This is a genomic window from Marinobacterium aestuariivivens, from assembly GCF_042661465.1.
Taxonomy (GTDB): Bacteria; Pseudomonadota; Gammaproteobacteria; order Pseudomonadales; family Balneatricaceae; genus Marinobacterium_A; species Marinobacterium_A aestuariivivens.
On record NZ_JBHSWE010000001.1, the window covers coordinates 3,965,865 to 3,983,368 of the forward strand.

At 64.3% G+C, this 17,504-nt stretch carries 17 protein-coding genes and 2 pseudogenes; 8 read left to right on the forward strand and 11 right to left on the reverse strand.

Going from position 1 to position 17,504, the window contains the following annotated elements; translation table 11 throughout:
- Nucleotides 1–189 precede the first annotated feature (189 nt).
- Nucleotides 190–1,682 (forward strand): annotated as a pseudogene (locus ACFQDL_RS20710) (aldehyde dehydrogenase).
- 287 nt (nucleotides 1,683–1,969) lie between these two features.
- Here the strand turns inward: ACFQDL_RS20710 and ACFQDL_RS20715 are convergent.
- Nucleotides 1,970–2,779 (reverse strand): response regulator transcription factor, encoded by an 810-nt coding sequence (locus ACFQDL_RS20715; protein ID WP_379910674.1) that lies wholly within the window; start codon nucleotides 2,777–2,779, stop codon nucleotides 1,970–1,972.
- 135 nt (nucleotides 2,780–2,914) lie between these two features.
- On the opposite strand from ACFQDL_RS20715, the gene ACFQDL_RS20720 reads away from it, so the two are divergent.
- The 4 genes and pseudogenes from ACFQDL_RS20720 (at nucleotide 2,915) to ACFQDL_RS20735 (ending at nucleotide 7,080) form a co-directional block, all read left to right on the forward strand.
- Complete coding sequence (locus ACFQDL_RS20720; protein ID WP_379910675.1) at nucleotides 2,915–4,312, forward strand: aminotransferase; 1,398 nt, start codon at nucleotides 2,915–2,917, stop codon at nucleotides 4,310–4,312.
- An 83-nt stretch (nucleotides 4,313–4,395) separates the two neighbouring features.
- Nucleotides 4,396–5,492 (forward strand): annotated as a pseudogene (gene aguA / locus ACFQDL_RS20725) (agmatine deiminase).
- Nucleotides 5,493–5,599: 107 nt separating this feature from the next.
- Complete coding sequence (locus ACFQDL_RS20730; RefSeq protein WP_379910676.1) at nucleotides 5,600–6,049, forward strand: hypothetical protein; 450 nt, start codon at nucleotides 5,600–5,602, stop codon at nucleotides 6,047–6,049.
- Nucleotides 6,013–7,080 carry a Na+/H+ antiporter NhaC family protein gene (locus tag ACFQDL_RS20735; protein WP_379910677.1) on the forward strand — a complete coding sequence of 356 codons (1,068 nt, stop codon included), beginning with the start codon at nucleotides 6,013–6,015 and terminating at the stop codon, nucleotides 7,078–7,080. Before ACFQDL_RS20730 ends, ACFQDL_RS20735 begins: the two co-directional genes overlap by 37 nt.
- A gap of 240 nt (nucleotides 7,081–7,320) precedes the next feature.
- On the opposite strand, the gene ACFQDL_RS20740 is transcribed toward ACFQDL_RS20735, so the two are convergent.
- The 3 genes from ACFQDL_RS20740 to ACFQDL_RS20750 form a co-directional block, all read right to left on the reverse strand.
- The gene (locus ACFQDL_RS20740; RefSeq protein WP_379910678.1) at nucleotides 7,321–8,562 is read right to left on the reverse strand and encodes a HupE/UreJ family protein; all 1,242 of its coding nucleotides are present in this window, start codon (nucleotides 8,560–8,562) and stop codon (nucleotides 7,321–7,323) included.
- A 54-nt stretch (nucleotides 8,563–8,616) separates the two neighbouring features.
- Nucleotides 8,617–9,204, reverse strand: a complete 588-nt coding sequence (locus ACFQDL_RS20745) for a VOC family protein (protein ID WP_379910679.1) — start codon at nucleotides 9,202–9,204, stop codon at nucleotides 8,617–8,619.
- 310 nt (nucleotides 9,205–9,514) lie between these two features.
- A complete protein-coding gene (locus tag ACFQDL_RS20750; protein WP_379910680.1) occupies nucleotides 9,515–10,327 on the reverse strand; it encodes an AraC family transcriptional regulator in 813 nt (270 codons plus the stop codon).
- Between the two features lie 117 nt (nucleotides 10,328–10,444).
- On the opposite strand from ACFQDL_RS20750, the gene ACFQDL_RS20755 reads away from it, so the two are divergent.
- Nucleotides 10,445–10,996 carry a cytochrome P460 family protein gene (locus ACFQDL_RS20755; protein ID WP_379910681.1) on the forward strand — a complete coding sequence of 184 codons (552 nt, stop codon included), beginning with the start codon at nucleotides 10,445–10,447 and terminating at the stop codon, nucleotides 10,994–10,996.
- 180 nt (nucleotides 10,997–11,176) lie between these two features.
- Here the strand turns inward: ACFQDL_RS20755 and ACFQDL_RS20760 are convergent, their stop codons facing one another.
- Entirely contained in the window at nucleotides 11,177–12,214 is a 1,038-nt protein-coding gene (locus ACFQDL_RS20760) for a GMC family oxidoreductase (protein WP_379913219.1), read from the reverse strand.
- On the opposite strand from ACFQDL_RS20760, the gene ACFQDL_RS20765 reads away from it, so the two are divergent.
- The gene (locus ACFQDL_RS20765; protein WP_379910682.1) at nucleotides 12,204–12,800 is read left to right on the forward strand and encodes a hypothetical protein; all 597 of its coding nucleotides are present in this window, start codon (nucleotides 12,204–12,206) and stop codon (nucleotides 12,798–12,800) included. The two genes, ACFQDL_RS20760 and ACFQDL_RS20765, sit on opposite strands and share 11 nt — an antisense overlap.
- 51 nt (nucleotides 12,801–12,851) lie before the next feature.
- On the opposite strand, the gene ACFQDL_RS20770 is transcribed toward ACFQDL_RS20765, so the two are convergent.
- Nucleotides 12,852–13,247 carry a gluconate 2-dehydrogenase subunit 3 family protein gene (locus ACFQDL_RS20770; protein WP_379910683.1) on the reverse strand — a complete coding sequence of 132 codons (396 nt, stop codon included), beginning with the start codon at nucleotides 13,245–13,247 and terminating at the stop codon, nucleotides 12,852–12,854.
- On the opposite strand from ACFQDL_RS20770, the gene ACFQDL_RS20775 reads away from it, so the two are divergent.
- The gene (locus ACFQDL_RS20775; RefSeq protein ID WP_379910684.1) at nucleotides 13,246–13,380 is read left to right on the forward strand and encodes a hypothetical protein; all 135 of its coding nucleotides are present in this window, start codon (nucleotides 13,246–13,248) and stop codon (nucleotides 13,378–13,380) included. The genes ACFQDL_RS20770 and ACFQDL_RS20775 overlap by 2 nt on opposite strands.
- Nucleotides 13,381–13,457: 77 nt before the next feature.
- On the opposite strand, the gene ACFQDL_RS20780 is transcribed toward ACFQDL_RS20775, so the two are convergent.
- The 5 genes from ACFQDL_RS20780 to ACFQDL_RS20800 form a co-directional block, all read right to left on the reverse strand.
- Entirely contained in the window at nucleotides 13,458–14,186 is a 729-nt protein-coding gene (locus tag ACFQDL_RS20780; RefSeq protein ID WP_379910685.1) for a lipoate--protein ligase family protein, read from the reverse strand.
- Between the two features lie 5 nt (nucleotides 14,187–14,191).
- The gene (locus ACFQDL_RS20785; protein WP_379910686.1) at nucleotides 14,192–14,887 is read right to left on the reverse strand and encodes a 2-oxo acid dehydrogenase subunit E2; all 696 of its coding nucleotides are present in this window, start codon (nucleotides 14,885–14,887) and stop codon (nucleotides 14,192–14,194) included.
- 220 nt (nucleotides 14,888–15,107) lie between these two features.
- Nucleotides 15,108–15,341, reverse strand: a complete 234-nt coding sequence (locus tag ACFQDL_RS20790) for a biotin/lipoyl-containing protein (RefSeq protein ID WP_379910687.1) — start codon at nucleotides 15,339–15,341, stop codon at nucleotides 15,108–15,110.
- A 1-nt stretch (nucleotide 15,342) separates the two neighbouring features.
- Nucleotides 15,343–16,362, reverse strand: coding sequence for an alpha-ketoacid dehydrogenase subunit beta (locus ACFQDL_RS20795; RefSeq protein ID WP_379910688.1), 1,020 nt, complete (start codon nucleotides 16,360–16,362; stop codon nucleotides 15,343–15,345).
- Nucleotides 16,363–16,396: 34 nt separating this feature from the next.
- On the reverse strand, nucleotides 16,397–17,488 hold the full coding sequence (locus tag ACFQDL_RS20800; RefSeq protein WP_379910689.1) for a 2,3-butanediol dehydrogenase: 1,092 nt from the start codon (nucleotides 17,486–17,488) through the stop codon (nucleotides 16,397–16,399).
- Nucleotides 17,489–17,504: the final 16 nt, after the last annotated feature.

Below are 17,504 nucleotides of genomic sequence, written 5' to 3' on the forward strand. Positions count from 1 at the left end.
CAATGACTGCAGCTGTACGTATTGACCCGGCGGGTCAATACATGAAACAGGGATGCTTCATCATTGGCCGCAGGCCAATGCGAACGCCACGAAAGCCAGCATGTCCGCGCACCTGCGCCAGCTTTTGTGGTGTGATCGACAACCAGGTAGGGAACCTGGTTGTCAGCCAGGTTAATAAAAGGTGAGAGTATGGCGAAGAAAAGCTACGACGACTGGAAGGCGCTGGCCGAGACCCTGAAGTTTCGCGATCAGGCCTGGATCAACGGGCGGTATCAGGCCGCGCTGAGCGGCGAGACCTTCCGCAGCGTCAATCCGGCCACCGAGCAGTTGCTGGCCGAGGTCGCCGCCTGCGATGCACCCGATGTCGACATTGCCGTACGCAATGCCCGCGAGACCTTCGGCAGCGGCGTCTGGTCGGAGCGTTCGCCGGCGGCGCGCAAGAAGGTGCTGCTCAAGCTCGCCGGGCTGCTGGAGCAGCACCGTGACGAATTCGCGCTGCTCGATACCCTCGATATGGGCAAGTCGATCAGCGAGTCCAGCGGCCTCGATATCCCGTCCAGCATCGGCTGCTGGCGCTGGACCGCCGAGGCGGTCGACAAGGTCTATGGCGAGATCGCGCCGACCGGCAACGATGCGCTGGCGCTGATGACCCGCGAGCCGATCGGCGTGGTCGGTGCCATCGTGCCCTGGAACTATCCGCTGATGATGGCGACCTGGAAGCTGGCGCCGGCACTGGCCGCCGGCAACTCGGTGGTACTGAAACCTTCGGAGAAATCGCCGCTGAGCGCGCTGCGCCTGGCGGAGCTTGCGCAGCAGGCGGGCCTGCCCGATGGGGTGCTCAATGTGCTGCCGGGCTTCGGCCACACCGCCGGCAAGGCGCTGGCGCTGCACATGGATGTCGATGTGCTGGTGTTCACCGGCTCCACCCGCGTGGCCGGGATGCTGATGGAATATGCCGGCCAGTCCAATCTCAAGCGGGTCTGGCTCGAGGCCGGCGGCAAGTCGCCGAATATCGTCTTCGATGACTGCGACGATATCCGCGAAGCGGCCGCCAACACCGCGGCGGCGATCTTCTCGAACCAGGGCGAGGTCTGCATCGCCGCCTCGAGGCTCTATCTGCAAAAGGGCATCAGAGACCGGTTCCTGGCCGCCCTGCGGGACGCGACCAAAGCCTTCCAGCCGGGGGATCCGCTGGATCCGGCGACGACGATGGGACCGTTGGTCGATGGCGCCCAGCTCGATACCGTCAATCGCTATATCGAGTCCGCCCTCGCCGAAGGGGGACAACTGCTCAGCGGCGGTACCAGGGCCCACCGGGAAGGGAGGGGTACTATTCCCAGCCGACCATCATCACCGGCGCTCATAACGGGATGACTTTCGTGCGGGAGGAGATCTTCGGTCCGGTACTGGCGGTGTGCGAGTTCGAGACCGAGGAGGAGGCGGTTCGTCTGGCCAACGACAGCGCCTACGGCCTCGGTGCCAGTGTCTGGACCTCGAACCTCAAGCGCGCCCACCGTGTCAGTCGCAGGATCCAGAGCGGCATGGTCTGGGTCAACGGCTGGGGCGACGGCGACCAGACCGTGCCGTTCGGCGGCGTCAAGGGCTCCGGCAACGGCCGTGACAAGTCGCTGCATGCGCTGGAGAAATATACCGAGCTGAAGACCATCTGGATCCGGCTGTAAAAAACGTTTTCCCGTCAATGAAAAGGGGCGCTGCCATCCGGCCGCGCCCCTTTTTTCGTTGCTTGCCTGCGCACGGACCGGAGGGTGGGTGCAGCGATGCATCCCGATGAACTGGAACCTGTTCCGCGTTGTGAGTGCATCGCGGAACCCGCCATATCGATCGTATTGCAGATCGATTGGTCGCGGATGGCATTGTGGCGATGGGTTGCACGAGGCCCCGACTGTGTCAGCAGCGGATATTGGGTGCCGCGGCGTCGTTCCAACCATCCTACCTGTGACGCGTGCCGTTAACCATTCGCCAGGCTGGTGAGGTGGCCCAGGAACATCGAGAACAGTTCCGACTGGGTCGAGGTGTTGAGGCGTGCGTGGATGTTCTTGCGGTGGACCTTGACGGTGCCGGCGCTGATGTCGAGCAGCTGGGCGATCGATTTCGACGAATGGCCCTGCAGGATCAGCCCGGTGATCTCCTGTTCGCGCTTGGTCAGCACGCCGCTGCCGAAGGTCGAGAGGGCATATTCCATCGAGTTCCTGGCCTGTTCGTCGTGAACATATTCCGACGACTGGGCGATCCAGAACTGGTGCACCAAGGCACTGATTACCGGGAAAACACTGTTGAGCGTATTGCGTTCGGCGCGGGTGATCGAACCGAGGCTCGACTTGCGTCCCAGCGACACCGTGAACACCACGTCGTTTTCCAGCGGCACGATCAGGATGATCTCGTCCACCAGGTCGAATTCGTGATAGCAGCTGCGGTAATACTCGGTGCTTTCGAAGGAATCCGGCGCGATCTCGCGCAGCCGGTAGACGCCGCCGTTGACGCCATTGCGGATGGCATTGAACAGCGGATCGAGGATATAGACCTCGTTGATGTATTTCGCCAGGGTGGCGCTCATGCGCTGCGGGTGGTCGCTGAGCACGACGATCGGCTTGAAGCTGTGCTTGTAGGTGGCGACCAGGATAGTGTCGAAACTGACGAGATGTTTCAGCGTCTCGTGGAGAACCTCCGGGAAATTGCGCATCCGGATATGGTCGATCAGCGCGGCGAGATCCCGGTGCCAGCTCTGTGAGGGTGAAATGCCGAGGCCGACTTTGTTCATCTGTTTTTCAGCTATCCCTTCGGGGGTATGGATGGGTTTTTCGCCCTGGTAGTACTTTAGGACACATGGACAAGGGGGTGGCGAAAACGTCATCCGGCACCACTTTATAACGCAGAACACCGCGAGGCAATTCACATGGCTTTGGATATCAACAAGCTCTGGGAACAGGACAAGGCGCACTTCGTTCATCCCTTTACCGACTTCTCGGTCTTCCACGAGGAGGGCTGCGATATTATTACCGAAAGCCGTGGCGAATATGTTTTCGACGGCAAGGGCAACCAATATCTCGACGGCATCGCCGGCCTCTGGTGCGTGAATATCGGTCACGGCCGCAGGGAAATGGGGCAGGTCATGGCCGAGCAGGCCGAGCGCATGGCCTATTACTCGCCGTTCAACAACCTGTCGAACGTCCCGGCTACGCAGCTTGCGGCCAAGCTGGCGGAACTGGCCCCGGCGAACCTGAACCATGTCTTCTACAGCTGTGGCGGCTCGGTGGCGAACGACACCACCATCCGCATTATCCACTACTACTTCAACCAGCTGGGCAAGCAGGACAAGAAGATCATCATTTCGCGCGACAACGGCTATCACGGCACCACCTACGTGTCCGCGACCCTGACCGGTATCGAGTGCAACAACTGGGGCTTCGATACCGCCCATCAGTTCGTGCACCACGTCAAGGAAGCCAACTGCTACCGCCGTCCCGAAGGCATGAGCGAAGCCGAGTACTGCGACTACCTGGTCGAGGACTTCGAGAACAGCATCCGGGAACTGGGTGGTGAAGAGAAGGTCGCGGCCTTCATCGCCGAGCCGATCATGGGCGCCGGCGGCGTGCTGGTGGCACCCGAGGGTTATCACCGTCGCATGTACGACATCTGCAAGAAGTACGGCATGCTCTATATCTCCGACGAGGTGGTCACCGCCTTCGGCCGCCTGGGCCATTTCTTCGCCTCGGAAGACGTCTTCGGCATCCAGCCCGACATCATCAACTGTGCCAAGGGCCTGACCTCCGGCTACATCCCGCTCGGCGCGACCCTGCTGAGCGACGAGATCTACGAGGTGATCAGCAAGCCGCAGCGCGACGGCGCCGTCTTCAGCACCGGCTACACCTATTCCGGTCACCCGGTGGCCTGCGCCGCGGCGCTGAAGAATATCGAGATCATGGAGCGCGAGAACATCTGCGGCAACGTGCGCGAGGTCGGCCCCTATCTCGAGCAGCAACTGGCGACGCTGAAGGACCTGCCGATCGTCGGCGACGTGCGCGGCAGCCACTTCATGATGTGCATCGAGAGCGTGGCGGACAAGGAAACCAAGGCGCTGCTGCCGCTGGAGGCCAATGTCGGCAAGCGCATCGCCGAGCAGTGCCAGAAACGCGGCCTGATCGTGCGCCCGATCGCTCACCTGAACGTGCTGTCGCCGCCGCTGATCTGGACCCGTGACACCGTCGACCAGGTGGTCGGCATCCTGCGCCAGAGCATCCTGGCGACCGTCGAATCGCTGATCGAGGACGGACTCTACCAGCCCGAGGCATGAGAGCCTGGGCAGCAGATGGGTGGGCGGCGATCGTCCACCCTGTAGTGTCAGCATCTATAGTCAAAGAAAACAGGGTCTCTTCAATGAGCGACAACTACGACAATCTCAGCCCCAAGGCCGCCGGTTTCCGGATGCCGGGCGAATTCGAACCCCACGAGGCCTGCTGGATGCTCTGGCCGCAGCGCGGTGATGTCTGGCGTCTGGGCGCCAAGCCTGCCCAGCGCGCCTTCGTGGCGGTGGCCGAGGCGATTTCGCGCAGCGAAACCGTCTATGTCGGCGTCAACGACGATCAGTACGAAAATGCCCGCGCCATGCTGCCGCCGCAGGTGCGCGTCGTCGAGATCAGCTCCAACGACAGCTGGATGCGCGACACCGGCCCGACGTTCGTCGTCAACGACCGGGGCGAGCGGGCCGGCGTCGACTGGATCTTCAATGCCTGGGGCGGTCTCAACGGCGGTCTTTTCTTCCCCTGGGACAAGGACGACCGCATCGCCCGCAAGGTCTGCGCGATCACCGGTGACCACCGCTTCCGTGCGCCGCTGGTGCTGGAGGGGGCGCCATCCACGTCGACGGCGAGGGCACGGTGCTGACCACCGAGGAGTGCCTGCTGAACGAAAACCGCAACCCCCACCTCTCGCGCCAGGAGATCGAAGGCTACCTGGCCGAATATCTCGATGTCTCGAAGGTGATCTGGCTGCCCCACGGCACCTACAACGACGAGACCAACGGCCATATCGACAATATCGCCTGTTTCGTCAGGCCCGGTGTCGTGGCACTGCACTGGTGCGACGATCCGACGGATCCGCAGTACGCCATCGTGCGTGAGGCGTTCGAGGTGCTGAACAACGCCACCGATGCCAAAGGGCGCCGTCTCGAAGTGCACAAGCTGCCGCACCCGGGTCCGCTCTTCATCAGCGCCGACGAGGCGGGCGGCATCGACCTGGCGGCCGACAGCCATCCGCGCACTGAAGGCGAGCGCATGGCCGGCTCCTACATCAACTTCTATATCGGCAACAGCGTGGTGGTATTCCCGCTGCTCGATCCGGCGAAGGACCGGGAAGCGCAGGAAATTCTGCAGGGCCTGTTCCCGGCGCGGGAGGTCATCGGCATCGATGCCCGCGAAATCCTGCTCGGCGGCGGCAATATCCACTGCATCACGCAGCAGATGCCGGCCGTCTGATCCGATCCCTTTTACCGACCGTGCAATCAGTCGAGGCAGTCCCTGCGCACACAGGGCCTGCCTCGCGTTCCCGTTGCCGCGGAAAACAACTATAAAGAGGAACACAGATGTCTACGTCCACTGAAGCGGGTATCAACCTGAGCCAGACGCGACTGAGCGAAACCATCGCCGTCAGCCTGATCGTGCTGGCCGTGATCGGTTTTGCGCTTTACAGCTTTCAGACCATTGGCTCGGACGGCAGCTTCGGCCTGCTGAGCCTGCTGCCGACCCTGGTGGTCATCGCCACGGCGCTCTATACCAAACGCACCATCGAATCGCTGTTCATCGGGGTCCTCGTCGGCCTGCTGATGACGAACTCGCCGGCCGCCTTCATTCCGGCGCTCGGCACCACCTTTCTCGACGTCTTCATGAACGATACGGTGGCCTGGATCTTCATCGCCTGCGGCCTGATGGGGTCGATGATTTCGCTGGTCACCCTGGGGGCGGCGCCGAAGCCTTCGGCCGCTGGCTCACCACCCGGGTGCATTCGAAGAAGGGCACCCTGTTCTCGACCATGACGCTGGGACTTGCGATCTTTATCGACGACTATCTCAACGCCCTGACCATCGGCTCCTCGATGCGCAAGGCCACCGACCGGGTGAAAACCTCGCGCGAGTTCCTCGCCTACGTGGTGGATTCGACCGCCGCACCGGTCTGCATCATCCTGCCGTTCTCGACCTGGGCGGTTTTCTTTGCCGGCCTTCTGGAGGACAACAAGGTCGCCGAGAAGGGCGGCGGCATCGACCTGTTCATCGACTCGATCCCCTACATGCTCTATGCCTGGGTCTGCCTCGCGGTGGTTATCCTGGCGATCGCCGGCAAGATTCCGCTACTCGGCAGGATGAAGGACGCCGAGCGCCGCGCCGAATCCGGCCAGGTCGTCAGCGATGCCGATGCGGCCTACAACGTCGAGATGGAGGGCGGCGTCGAGAAGTCCCATACGCTGAATTTCTTCGTGCCGATCCTGTCGCTGATCTTCTTCACCTGGTACTTCGATATCGACATCATGTCCGGTGCCATGGCGTCGATCTTCGTCACCCTGGCGTTCTTCGGCATCCAGCGCCTGTTGAGTGTCGGTGAGATGTTCGACGGCATCCTCAAGGGCTTCGTCGGCATGATCATGCCGCTCGGTACGCTGTTCTGCGGCTTCATGCTGGCCGAGGTCAACGACGCGCTGGGCACCACCGAATACGTGATCAACGCGACGACTGCCTTCATGACCGCGGATATGCTGCCGATGGTGGCCTTCGTGGTGATGGCGGCACTGGCGTTCGCGACCGCGTCCTTCTGGGGCATCTTCGTCGTCGGCATGCCGATCATCCTGCCGCTGGCACTGGCGGTCGACGCCAATATTCCGCTGGTGGTCGGTGCCATGATCTCGGCCTCGGCTTTCGGCTCCCACGCCTGCTTCTACGGCGACTCGACAGTGCTGTCGGCCAAGGCCTGCGGCATCAGCCCGATGAGCCACGCCATCACCCAGCTGCCCTATGCGCTGCTCGGCGGTGCGATCTCGGCTGCCGGCTTCCTGGCGCTCGGCATCATGCTCTGATTGCAGGGTATCCTTCGCTTAGAAAGCGCCCGGGCTAGGCCAAGGAAGGCGGAAGGCCGCCCCGCCATGTATGCAGAAAATGCAGGAGCAATTTTCTGCCTTTGTCCGGGCGTTGTCGTCTGTATGCGATGGGGGCGCTTCGCTCCCCCATCGTACAAAAAGCGCATTCGTCGGGTGAAGGTCGGGCGTAGGTTGGGTGCAGCGGCGCAGCCGCGTAACCCAACACCCGTTTTCAAATGGTCACGACACCCAGGACGCTGGCCAGGTCGAGGCTGCGCTGCCAGGTCCAGACGGTGGCGACGAGCACGCAGGGCAGTGCCAGTGCCACCTGCGGCTGCAGCCGTTGCAGCGGCCAGTGGCGGCGCAGCAGCCATAGCAGCGGGCCGGCGGCGAGATAGATCGACAGTTGCCCGAGTTCGATGCCGAGGTTGAAGCCGAGCCAGACCTGCAGCAGGTCGAGGGGGATTCTCCGCTGGCCTGATGCAGCACGAAGGCGAAGCCGCAGCCGTGCAGCAGGCCGATGAGGAACACCCGCCCGGCGAGCAGCCGGTTGCCACGGCCGAGCAGCAGGCAGGCGCCGCTGTAGAGGATGGTCAGGGCGATCGCCGTCTCGATCAACGGCACGAACCAGCCGCTCGTGGCGATCCAGCCGAGGGCGCCGAGGCCAAGGGTAATCGAATGCCCCAGGGTAAAGGCCAGGGAGCTGCGCAGCAGCGCCTGCCAGTTTCGTGCGGCCAGAATCAGGATCAGCATGAAGAGCACATGATCGATGCCGATCAGCACGTGATGGAAGCCCGAGCGAATCTGCCCGGTCAGGCCCGACAAGGGTGGCGGGGCGGCGAATTCGAGTTGCAAGGGGCCCTTCGAGGTCAGGCGTTCGGCGCCGTCCGGACCGTGCAACATGACGATATTGATCGTCCTGTCGGCGAGGTCCGGCCATTCCCGCGGATTGCTCGAAAGGCTTTGAATCTTCGCGAGCTCAAGTCCCGGATAGAACGCCCGGTAGTCGATCACGGCATCGGCCAGCGGCAGTGGCCTGGCCGGCAGCGAAAGCGGCTTGAGCAGCCCGCCGCGAACCTGGGGCAGGTGGCTGAACGGACTGCGCTGGCCGATCGGCTCGATACGGATAGCCCCGATGTCGGGACTCGGGGCGTTCGGGGCGAGCTGCAGCGCGTTGCGCAGCTGTTCCCGCAACAGGCCCGGAGCCGCCGCTAGGGCGGTGGTATCGAGCAGCAGGGCGTCAGGCCTGTCGCGCCCGGCGGCGGGGCGACTGTAGGGAACCGCATCGCCCGGCTGCCAGTCGCCCGGCAACAGTACCGCCGCCAGCGGCAGGCGGGCGTAAATCAGGATGCCGCCGTCCGCGGGCTCGAGATGGACGATGCGGCCGAGGAAGTTCTGGAAATGGGCGCTGGCGGCACCGCTCGCGGCCAGGGTGGCGACGAACAGCAGACAGCGCAGCCATTGGCTGGTTGATCTGTGCATTGCGAGTACCTGGAGCGGTGGCGTGGCCACCGCTGTTGTAGAGGGAAAGCGGCGTCAGTCGCGGGGATCCCAGAGACGGGCGTCGGTGGTTTTTTCGTACCCTTTGCCGTCAGGTGCCGAAACCAGCTCCATCTGCATGCCCCAGGGTGCCATGAAGTAGATCCAGGTCAGGCCTTCCAGCGGACCGTCGGTGAAGGGGTGGGGTTCGCCGAGAAAGCGCACGCCCTGGTCCTTCATGTAGGCGATGGCGGCGTCGAGGTCATCGACGTAGAAGGCGATATGGTGACCGCCGATATCGCTGTTCTTCGGCTTCTCGGTGCGCTGGTCGGGCGAGTCGTAGTCGAAAATCTCGAAGTTGGTGCCGTTGCCGCAGCGCACCAGGTGCGCCACCGGTATTTCGGCGCGCGGGTTCACGTCGAGATTCTCTTTCATCCAGTCGTCTTCGAAGGGGCCGAAGGGGCCGATGGTGAAGAAGGCCTGGCAGCCCATGACATCGACGAGGAAGTCCACCGCCTGGTCGGTATCGGGCACGGTAAAGCCGAAATGGTCGGTACCGCGCATGCCGGGTGTGGCGGCGCTGGCCAGGGTGGCGCAGGCGGTCAGCAGGAGCAACGTGAGCACGGAGAGGTTTTTTCGGAACATCGCAGTTTCCTTCTTATGGTTATTGAATCGCTTGCTGTACACAGCAAGTTGAATGCCAGAAAAATTGCGGTGCTCGAGGGCGCATAACGCCCGAAATACGGCGCTTTTCTCGTCGTGACAAGGGGCCTGGCAGCGTCGCGGGACGGACTGTCGCAGCGACAGCCGCGACAGTCTGTGTCATGGCTCCGCAGGTATTCGCACGGAGGCCGCGCTCCTACGGAAGAGGGGCGCAGGTCGCGTGTATACGTAGGAGCGCCGCCCCGGTGCGAACAACCGCGGTCGTGGCCCGGTTCGCACGGAGGCCGTCCACCTACGGCTGTTTGAGCCACTGGGTCGGCGAGAGCCCCAGCGACTGCCGGAACACCTTGGCCAGGGCCGGAGCGCCGCTGTAGCCCACCGCATTGGCGACCCAGTCGGTCGGCTTGCCGTCGCGCAACAGTGACTGGGCGAGACCAAGCCGCCATTGCGTCAGGTAGTCGCCCGGCGTCTGGCCGACGGTTTCGCGAAAGGCGCTGGCGAATCGGGCACGGGACATGCTGGCCACGGCCGCGAGACTTTCCAGCGTCCAGGGCGCGGCGGGGCGCTCGTGAATGGCGATCAGGGCACGGGCCAGGCGCGGGTCGGCAAGCCCTGCGAGCAGGCCGATATCGATTTCGTCTTGCGCCATCAGGTAGCGGAACAGCTGGATGATCAGCAACTCGCAGAGCCGGTCCAGCGCCGCCTGGCGACCGCAGCGCTCGTTCAGTGCCTCGTCGAACAGCAGCGCCAGGGTGGGGCCCAGTTCGTTCAGATGCTCGAGTGGGATCGTCCGCGGCCGGGCCAGGGCCCGGGACAACGGATTGCGCGGCGAGCCGAAGCTGAAGTCGCCGCAGAGGGTCTCGGCGCCTCCCGGGCCCGGTATCAGGCTGTGGCCGGTCGGTTGCAGGAAGAAGATCAGGCTGGGCGTGTCGATCAGGCGGTCGGCCTCGCCATCGACCTGCAGGTGCAGGCTGCCGGCTTTGAGCAGATGCACGTGCCCGACTCCACCTTCGCGTTCGTAGCGGGTTTTTTCGCACAGGGGGCCCGTGTTGAACACCCGGGCCCGGAGATGGAAATGCTCAAGCAACGCAGCGAGTCGGTCCATATTCGAGACTCCCGGATAACAATTGTGGACTTGGAGATATCAAAAGTATCGTCCCGTCGGCCATTCTTTGAAAGGCAGCCGTTGAACCTTTCTGCAACCGAAAGCGGGAGCTGAACCATGAACACTCTGTTGAAAACGACGCTGGCGGCCGCGCTGCTGGCGAGTGCCGGACCTTTGATGGCGGATACCCTGGCGGACGAGACCTATGGAACCCTGGTCGGTGCCGACGGCACGATTTCGCTGCCGGAAGGCTTCCGCCAGCACTGGACCCACCTCGGCTCCTGGATCGTGGCCGATACATCGGCGCCGGGCGCCGGCTTCCATGACGTCTATACCCAGCCCGAGGCGGCGCAGGCCTATCGCGAGAGCGGGCACTTCCCCGACGGCACCGTGCTGGTCAAGGAGATCCGTGCGGTCGCCTCGGGCGAGAAAACCACCGGCATGGCGCAATGGGCCGGCGAGCCCGCGGTCTGGTTCCTGATGGTGAAGGACGCGAAAGGGCGTTTCGACGGGCCGCACTGGGGCGAAGGCTGGGGCTGGGCGCTGTACGAGGCGAAAGACCCGGCGACCAATGTCTCGAAAAGTTTCGAGGAGACCTGCAGGGGCTGCCATGTTCCGGCGCAGCAGAACGACTGGGTCTTCGTCGAGGGGTATCCGACGTTGAAATGATTTGTCCTTGTGGGGGCCGTCACGTCACCCGTCACCTGGGCTCCCTGCCAAACGGATAGACGCCGCTCCTGCGCATCCATGCGCCCGCGGCATACCGTACATCCTGTACATAAAAAAGGCGCGCCTTGCGGCGCGCCAAAAGACAGGCGGGGTCTCAGGGAACCGCCGGACAATGCGCGATCAGATTTCGCGGCGGCTCATCTGATCGGCAATGTAGTCCGCCTGGCGGATGGCCAGGGCGACGATGGTGAGGGTCGGATTCTCGGTGCCGCTGGTGGTGAACTGGCTGCCGTCCGAGACGAAGAGGTTCCTGATGTCGTGGCTCTGGCCCCATTTGTTGACCACGCCGTCACGGGCCTTCTCGCTCATGCGGTTGGTGCCCATGTTGTGGCTGGCCGGGTAGGGCGGCAGGTAGTTGACCTTGGTCGCGCCGATCGACTCGAACAGCTCGGTGGAGCGGTCGTAGGCGTGGTTGCGCATCCGGGTGTCGTTGATATGGTCGGTCTTGTAGACCACCGGCACCGGCAGGCCGTACTGGTCCTTCTCGGTCGGGTGCAGGGTGACGTTGTTGGACTCGACCGGCATGTCCTCGCCGCAGATCCAGAAGCCGGCCATCTTGTCGTAGTTCGCAAGGGAGTCCGCCAGCTCCCGGCCCCAGCCGCTCTTGCCGGGATTCAGAAAGGCCGACATGAAGGGCAGGCCGAGATGGAGGATCTCCAGCTCGTAACCGGCCATGTGGCCGCGGCCGGGATCGTTGTCCTTCCACTCGTGGACGATGCCGGGCACCACGGTGCTCTTGTACATGTGCACCGGCTTTTCGAACTCGGCGTAGACGCCGCCGGTGGTGTGGGTCATGTAGTTCTGGCCGACCTGGCCGGAAGAGTTGGCCAGGCCGTCCGGGAACATCGACGAGGCGGAGTTGAGCAGCATGCGCGGCGACTCGATGGAGTTGCCGGCCACCGCGACGACACGGGCCTTCTGCAACTGCTGGTTGCCGTCCTTGTCGGCATAGAGCACGCCGGTGACCTTGCCGGTCTTGTCGTGCTCGATGCGCAGTACCATCGACTGCGGCCTGACCTCGACATTGCCGGTGGCCTCGGCCTTCGGGATCTCGGTGTACATCGTCGACCACTTCGCGCCGATCTTGCAGCCCTGCATGCAGAAGCCGTTGACCTGACATGACGGCCTGCCGTCGCGGACCTCGGTGTTGATCGCCAGTGTGGCCTGTTCGCACCGCGCCGATGCGGCGTGCGCCCTCGGCGACCACCTTGTAGTGGCTGCTCTTGCCGTGGAAGGGCATGCCGGTGGCCTCGGTGCCGCAGACGCCCATCTTCTTCTCGGCCTTGACGTAGTAGGGCTCGAGCTCTTTCAGCGTGATCGGCCAGTCGAGCACGTTGGCGCCGGGTACCACGCCGTTGAGCGTCTTCATCCTGAACTCGTGCTCCTGGAAGCGCATCGCCACGCCGGCCCAGTGCACGGTGGCGCCGCCGACGCCCTTGACGATCCAGGCTGGCAGGTTGGGGAAGTCCTTCGCCAGCCGCGCCGGACCCTCGACGTAGCGCTTGTCGAGCCAGGAGATCTTGCCGAACATCTTCCACTCGTCGTTCTCGATATCGTCCAGCGTGAAGCGCTTGCCGGCTTCCAGCACCACCGATTTGATGCCTTTCTGCGCCAGTTCGTTGGCCAGGGTGCCGCCCCCGGCGCCGGAGCCGATGATCACCACCAGGCTGTCGTCGTTCAGATCGAATTTTGTTGTCATTGTTTGCTTCTCCTGTCGGGTACAGCGAGCCGCTGCAACTCCTGAGAGGTCAGTAGTAAAGAGTGAGCGGTCAGTGGTAAGTGGTAAAAGCCCGCGTTACGACTTGCGGCTCGCGACTGACCAGTCACCGATATCCACTTCGTCGTAGCCGCGGTTGATGTAGCCGCCGTACTGCCAGGCCGAGCCGCCGTAGCCGAAGCGGGGCCAGAGGTCCGGGTTGTTGTAGATGCCCATCATCAGGTCGCCGCGCAGGCGCTGGAAGAAAGCGCCGTCCTCGATCGCGCGCAGGACCTGGACGCGGTCGCTCTCGTTGGCGACCTCGAGGTAGGGCTTGCCGAAGCGCTCGCGGCTGCGGCGGTCGAGGTCGTCGACGCCGTCCTTCAGGAGAGTCTTGAGTTCGCCGTCCTGTTCGGCTTTTTCGGCCAGCGGTGTCAGCACGGCGGCGTAGTATTTGTCCTCGAGGCTGTCGTGGGGGTAGATATCGCGGGCCATGCGCAGCAGGGTGGCGCTGGCCTGTTCGCCGACGGCTCTGGCGGCCCAGGTCGTGGCGCTGAGCAGGCTCGAGCCGAGGGCGCCAATGCCGACGGCGGCGACACCGCTGCGTGCCGGAAGCGGCGGCGGCTGAGGTTGGGGCTTTTATTGTTGTTCATCGTTGATACTCCCTTGGATACCCGGCAGGCCGGGCCTGTTATTGTTCGGGGGTTATTGTTGTGTCTGCCAGGCCTGCAGACAGCCGGCGAAGAGGTCCTGCGTCCGCTCGAGCAACGAGTCACCCGACCCGGGCAGCAGTTCGGCCAGCTGCACATGCAGGCTGTCGTCGATATGGGCGTCGAGACCGCAGTGGCGATAGAAGGCATTGCCCATGCGCCACAGGGTCGCGAGGTCCTCGTCGACCAGGATCACCGCATGGGCCAGCACCGCGAACTCGTCCTGGGCCGCGCCGGTGGCCGGTGCCATCTTGCGCCAGCGCTGGGCGGTGCCGGCGAGCTTGCGGCCGTCGACCACCAGGTTGTAGTCGCCGTCGCAGAAGGCGCCCTCGACCGAAGCGCAGTAGGCCTCGATGCCGAGGCTGCGCAGGCAGTCGATCAGCGGATCGCACAGCCTCAGGTAGCTGTCGCGGATCGCACCGTCGACGCGGCGCTGGCGAAAGGCCAGAGCGACGTTGAGCAGCCCCGGCGCCTGGGGCGTCAGGTCGCCCCCGGTCTCGCGCACGATCACCGGCCAGTCCTGTTGCCCGAGTGCCTCGCAGGCCCGCTCGAAACCCGGCTTGTGGGTCAGGCTCCGCGGCACCACGATGGCACGCCGGCAGCGCCAGATCACGAAGCCGGCCGGCTGTTCCCCGCTGACGACGGACTGCAGCAGGTCCATCTCCCGGCGCAGCCCCTCGCGGGGATCGAGTACGGTGTCGTGCAGGGCGGACTGGCGGTTCATGATCTTTACCCCTGTTCGATCTGCTTGCAGAGGTCGCCGAGGAAGTCGGCCGCCGGTGCGCCGTCGAGGGCACGGTGGTCGAAGCTCAGCGACAGGCCCATGATCCGGCGCGGGGCGATCTCGCCGCTGTCCAGCACCCAGGGGCGCAGGCGGGTTTCGCCGATGCCGAGGATGGCGATCTGCGGCAGGTTCACGATCGGCGTGAAATGGCGTACCCGGGACAGCCCGAGGTTGCTGATCGTGAAGGTGCCGCCGGTCATCTCCGGCACGCTGAGCTTGCCGCTGCGGGCGCGCTGCTGCAGCTCGCGCCGGGCGGCGCTGCGGTCCATCAGCGAGAAGTTGCCGGCATCGAAGATCGCCGGGGCGACCAGGGTGTTGTTGGGCAGCGCCATCGCGAGGCTCAGGTGGACCTTCGGGTCGAGCCGGATCTCGCGCCCCTCGACACGGCCGTTCAGGGCGGGATGGCGCCCGAGCACCGCGACGACGGCATGGGCGATCAGGTCCTCGACCGAGACCTTGACGCCCTGGTCGGCCAGGCGCGCCTTGGTCTCGAACAGGGCGGTGGCGTCGCAGTCGGCGTGGTGCGTCAGCTGAGCGGCCTCATCGAGACTCTTGCGCATGTTGTCCGCGATCATGCCGCGAACCCCTTTGAGCGGGATCACATGCACCGCATCGGCCAGGTCGGTTTTCATTATTGTCATCGTTATTCTCCGCTAATTCATCCGGCAACTCGATTCCGTGCGTTCAGAGGGGCCGGGCATGGACTAAGCCGCGCACAGGGACGTGCGCAACAGGCCGTAGTGACAGCGAGCTAAGCCATGGATGGCTTGTGTGCAGAAAATGCAGGAGCAATTTTCTGTGTAACTCCGGCCTGCGTGACCATGCCCGGCTCCGGCTTGGACGAATGCTGCCGGTCCAGGCTCAGCCGATATGGCCGATCAGGTCACCCTTGGCGACCACCTCGTCGACATCCCGGGCGATCTGCAGGGTGCCGCTGGCCGGAGCTTCCAGTTCGTACTGGATCTTCTGCACCATCAGCTCGGCGATGACGTCGCCGGCCTGGACCGCGCCGCCGTCGCTGGCCAGCCAGGAGGTGATGACCGCCTCGCTGTCCTCTTCCCAGAGGGTTTCGGGTACGCGTACTTCTATAGACATCTTAGTGGCTCTCCATTTTTTCAAAGGCTGCGATGATCTTGTCTGCATTCGGCAACGCCCACTGCTCCATCGGGCGGGTGAACGGGATCGGGATGTCCGGGTAGGCCACCCGCTGCGGGGCGGCCTTGAGCGGCACGCCCTGCTCGACCACGGAGCTGATGATCTCGCCGCTCATGCCATAGCTGTGGTAGTCCTCGTCGACGACGATCAGGCGGCCGGTCTTGCGTACCGAGGCGATGATGGCCTCGCGGTCCAGCGGCACCAGGGATCTCAGATCCAGCACTTCGGCGCTGACACCGCGCTCGGCGAGCTGGCGCGCGGCTTTGAGGCCGTGGTGGACGCCCGAGGTGATGCCGACGATGGTGACGTCGCTGCCTTCGCGCACCACCGCGGCCTTGCCGATCGGTATCTCGTAGGCCTCTTCCGGCACGTGGACGATGGCGTCCTTCTCGGTGCCGAGCCAGCCCATGCCCTGCAGCGCCTTGTGGAACATGAAGATCACCGGGTTGTTGTCGCGGATCGCCGCGGTCATCAGCCCCTTGGCGTCGTAGGCGTTGGACGGCGCCACCACCTTCATGCCGGGCAGGTGGGCGAAGGTCGCGTGCAGGCACTGGGAGTGCTGGCCGGCATCCGAGTAGCCGCCGCCGGTCGAGGTCATCAGCACCACCGGGACCTGCACCTCACCGCCGGAGAAATAGGTGTTCTTGGCCATCAGGTTGTAGATGGCGTCGAAGCAGACGCCGAAGAAGTCGACGAACATCAGCTCGACGATCGGGCGCATGCCGTCGGACGCGGCGCCGACCGCGGCGCCCATGAAGGCGGTCTCCGAGATCGGGGTGTCGCGCACCCGCTCGGCGCCGAACTCCTCATGGAGGCCGCGGGTGTTGCCGAAGACGCCGCCGAGCGGGCCTATGTCCTCGCCCATCACGAACACCCGCTCGTCGATGCGCATCTCCTGGGCGATCGCCTCGGCCATGGCGCGGGCGATGGTCAGTTTTCTCTCTTTGGTGGCAACAGTCATGGCGTTGCTCCTTTCATTCTTGTTATGACGGGATTCACGACGCGACCGCAAGGTCGGGCGTGACGATGATCTTGACGTTTTCGTCCTTGTTGTTGGCCAGCTCCTCGAAACCGCGGTCGAGAATGTCGGCCAGCTCGATGCGGCCGGTGATCAGCGGCCGCACGTCGAGGCGGCCGTCGTCGATCAGCGCGATGACGTCGGCGAACTCGCCGTTGTAGGCCAGCGAGCCGATCACCTGCTTCTCGGTCGAGACGATGTCGAAGAAATTGAAGTCGCTGGGCTCCTCGAAGATGCCGACCATCACCGCCTTGCCGGCCTTGCGGATGACATCGAGCGCGAGCTTGGCGGTGGACTTGTGGCCGATGCACTCGAACGACACCGGGGCGCCGTAGCCGCCGGTCAGGGCCTTGATCTCGGCTACGACGTCGCACTCGTTCGGATCCAGTACCCGGGTGGCGCCGACCTCCAGGGCCTTGCGCTTGCGCGCCGACGACATCTCCAGGGCGATGACCCGGGCGGCGCCGGCGGCCTTGGCGCACATGATGGTGCACAGACCGATGGTGCCGGCCCCGACCACCACCACGGTCTCGCCGACCAGGCTGCCGGCCTTCTTGACCGCGTGCATGCCGACGGCCAGCGGCTCGATCAGGGCGCCGGCCTCGGTCGGGAAATTCTCGGGCAGCTTGTAGAGCAGGTTGGCCGGCACGTTGACGTACTCGGCGAAGGCGCCGTTGTTCATCAGGCCGGTGAAGGCCAGGTTCTCGCAGATGTTGTAGAGCCCCTGCTCGCAGTACCAGCACTGGCCGCAATGCTGACAGGCATCGGCGGCGACCCGCTCGCCCGGCTCGAAGCCGGCGACGCCCTCGCCGAGGGCGACGATCTCGCCGCTGAATTCGTGGCCGAGGATGCACTGGCCCTTGAGGCCGGTCAGCGGGTGGGCCTGGTCCACCGGTATGAACACCGGTCCCGCCAGGTATTCGTGCAGATCGGAGCCGCAGATGCCGCACCAGTGCACCTTGATCTGGACCCAGCCGGGCCCGGGCGCCGCCGGCAGCGGCACGTCCTCGAGCCGGATGTCGCGCCGGCCGTGCCAGACCGCGGCTTTCATCGAATGTGCTTGGCTCATTGCTTGTCCCTCCTGT

Excerpts from the sequence above, each read along its gene's own strand:
- ACFQDL_RS20715 (WP_379910674.1), bottom strand. The coding sequence starts at position 2,779 with ATGAACAAAGTCGGCCTCGGCATTTCACCCTCACAGAGCTGGCACCGG.
- ACFQDL_RS20720 (WP_379910675.1), top strand. The coding sequence starts at position 2,915 with ATGGCTTTGGATATCAACAAGCTCTGGGAACAGGACAAGGCGCACTTC.
- ACFQDL_RS20730 (WP_379910676.1), top strand. The coding sequence starts at position 5,600 with ATGTCTACGTCCACTGAAGCGGGTATCAACCTGAGCCAGACGCGACTG.
- ACFQDL_RS20740 (WP_379910678.1), bottom strand. The coding sequence starts at position 8,562 with ATGCACAGATCAACCAGCCAATGGCTGCGCTGTCTGCTGTTCGTCGCC.
- ACFQDL_RS20745 (WP_379910679.1), bottom strand. The coding sequence starts at position 9,204 with ATGTTCCGAAAAAACCTCTCCGTGCTCACGTTGCTCCTGCTGACCGCC.
- ACFQDL_RS20750 (WP_379910680.1), bottom strand. The coding sequence starts at position 10,327 with ATGGACCGACTCGCTGCGTTGCTTGAGCATTTCCATCTCCGGGCCCGG.
- ACFQDL_RS20755 (WP_379910681.1), top strand. The coding sequence starts at position 10,445 with ATGAACACTCTGTTGAAAACGACGCTGGCGGCCGCGCTGCTGGCGAGT.
- ACFQDL_RS20775 (WP_379910684.1), top strand. The coding sequence starts at position 13,246 with ATGCGCAGCAGGGTGGCGCTGGCCTGTTCGCCGACGGCTCTGGCGGCC.
- ACFQDL_RS20770 (WP_379910683.1), bottom strand. The coding sequence starts at position 13,247 with ATGGCCCGCGATATCTACCCCCACGACAGCCTCGAGGACAAATACTAC.
- ACFQDL_RS20780 (WP_379910685.1), bottom strand. The coding sequence starts at position 14,186 with ATGAACCGCCAGTCCGCCCTGCACGACACCGTACTCGATCCCCGCGAG.
- ACFQDL_RS20785 (WP_379910686.1), bottom strand. The coding sequence starts at position 14,887 with ATGACAATAATGAAAACCGACCTGGCCGATGCGGTGCATGTGATCCCG.
- ACFQDL_RS20790 (WP_379910687.1), bottom strand. The coding sequence starts at position 15,341 with ATGTCTATAGAAGTACGCGTACCCGAAACCCTCTGGGAAGAGGACAGC.
- ACFQDL_RS20795 (WP_379910688.1), bottom strand. The coding sequence starts at position 16,362 with ATGACTGTTGCCACCAAAGAGAGAAAACTGACCATCGCCCGCGCCATG.
- ACFQDL_RS20800 (WP_379910689.1), bottom strand. The coding sequence starts at position 17,488 with ATGAGCCAAGCACATTCGATGAAAGCCGCGGTCTGGCACGGCCGGCGC.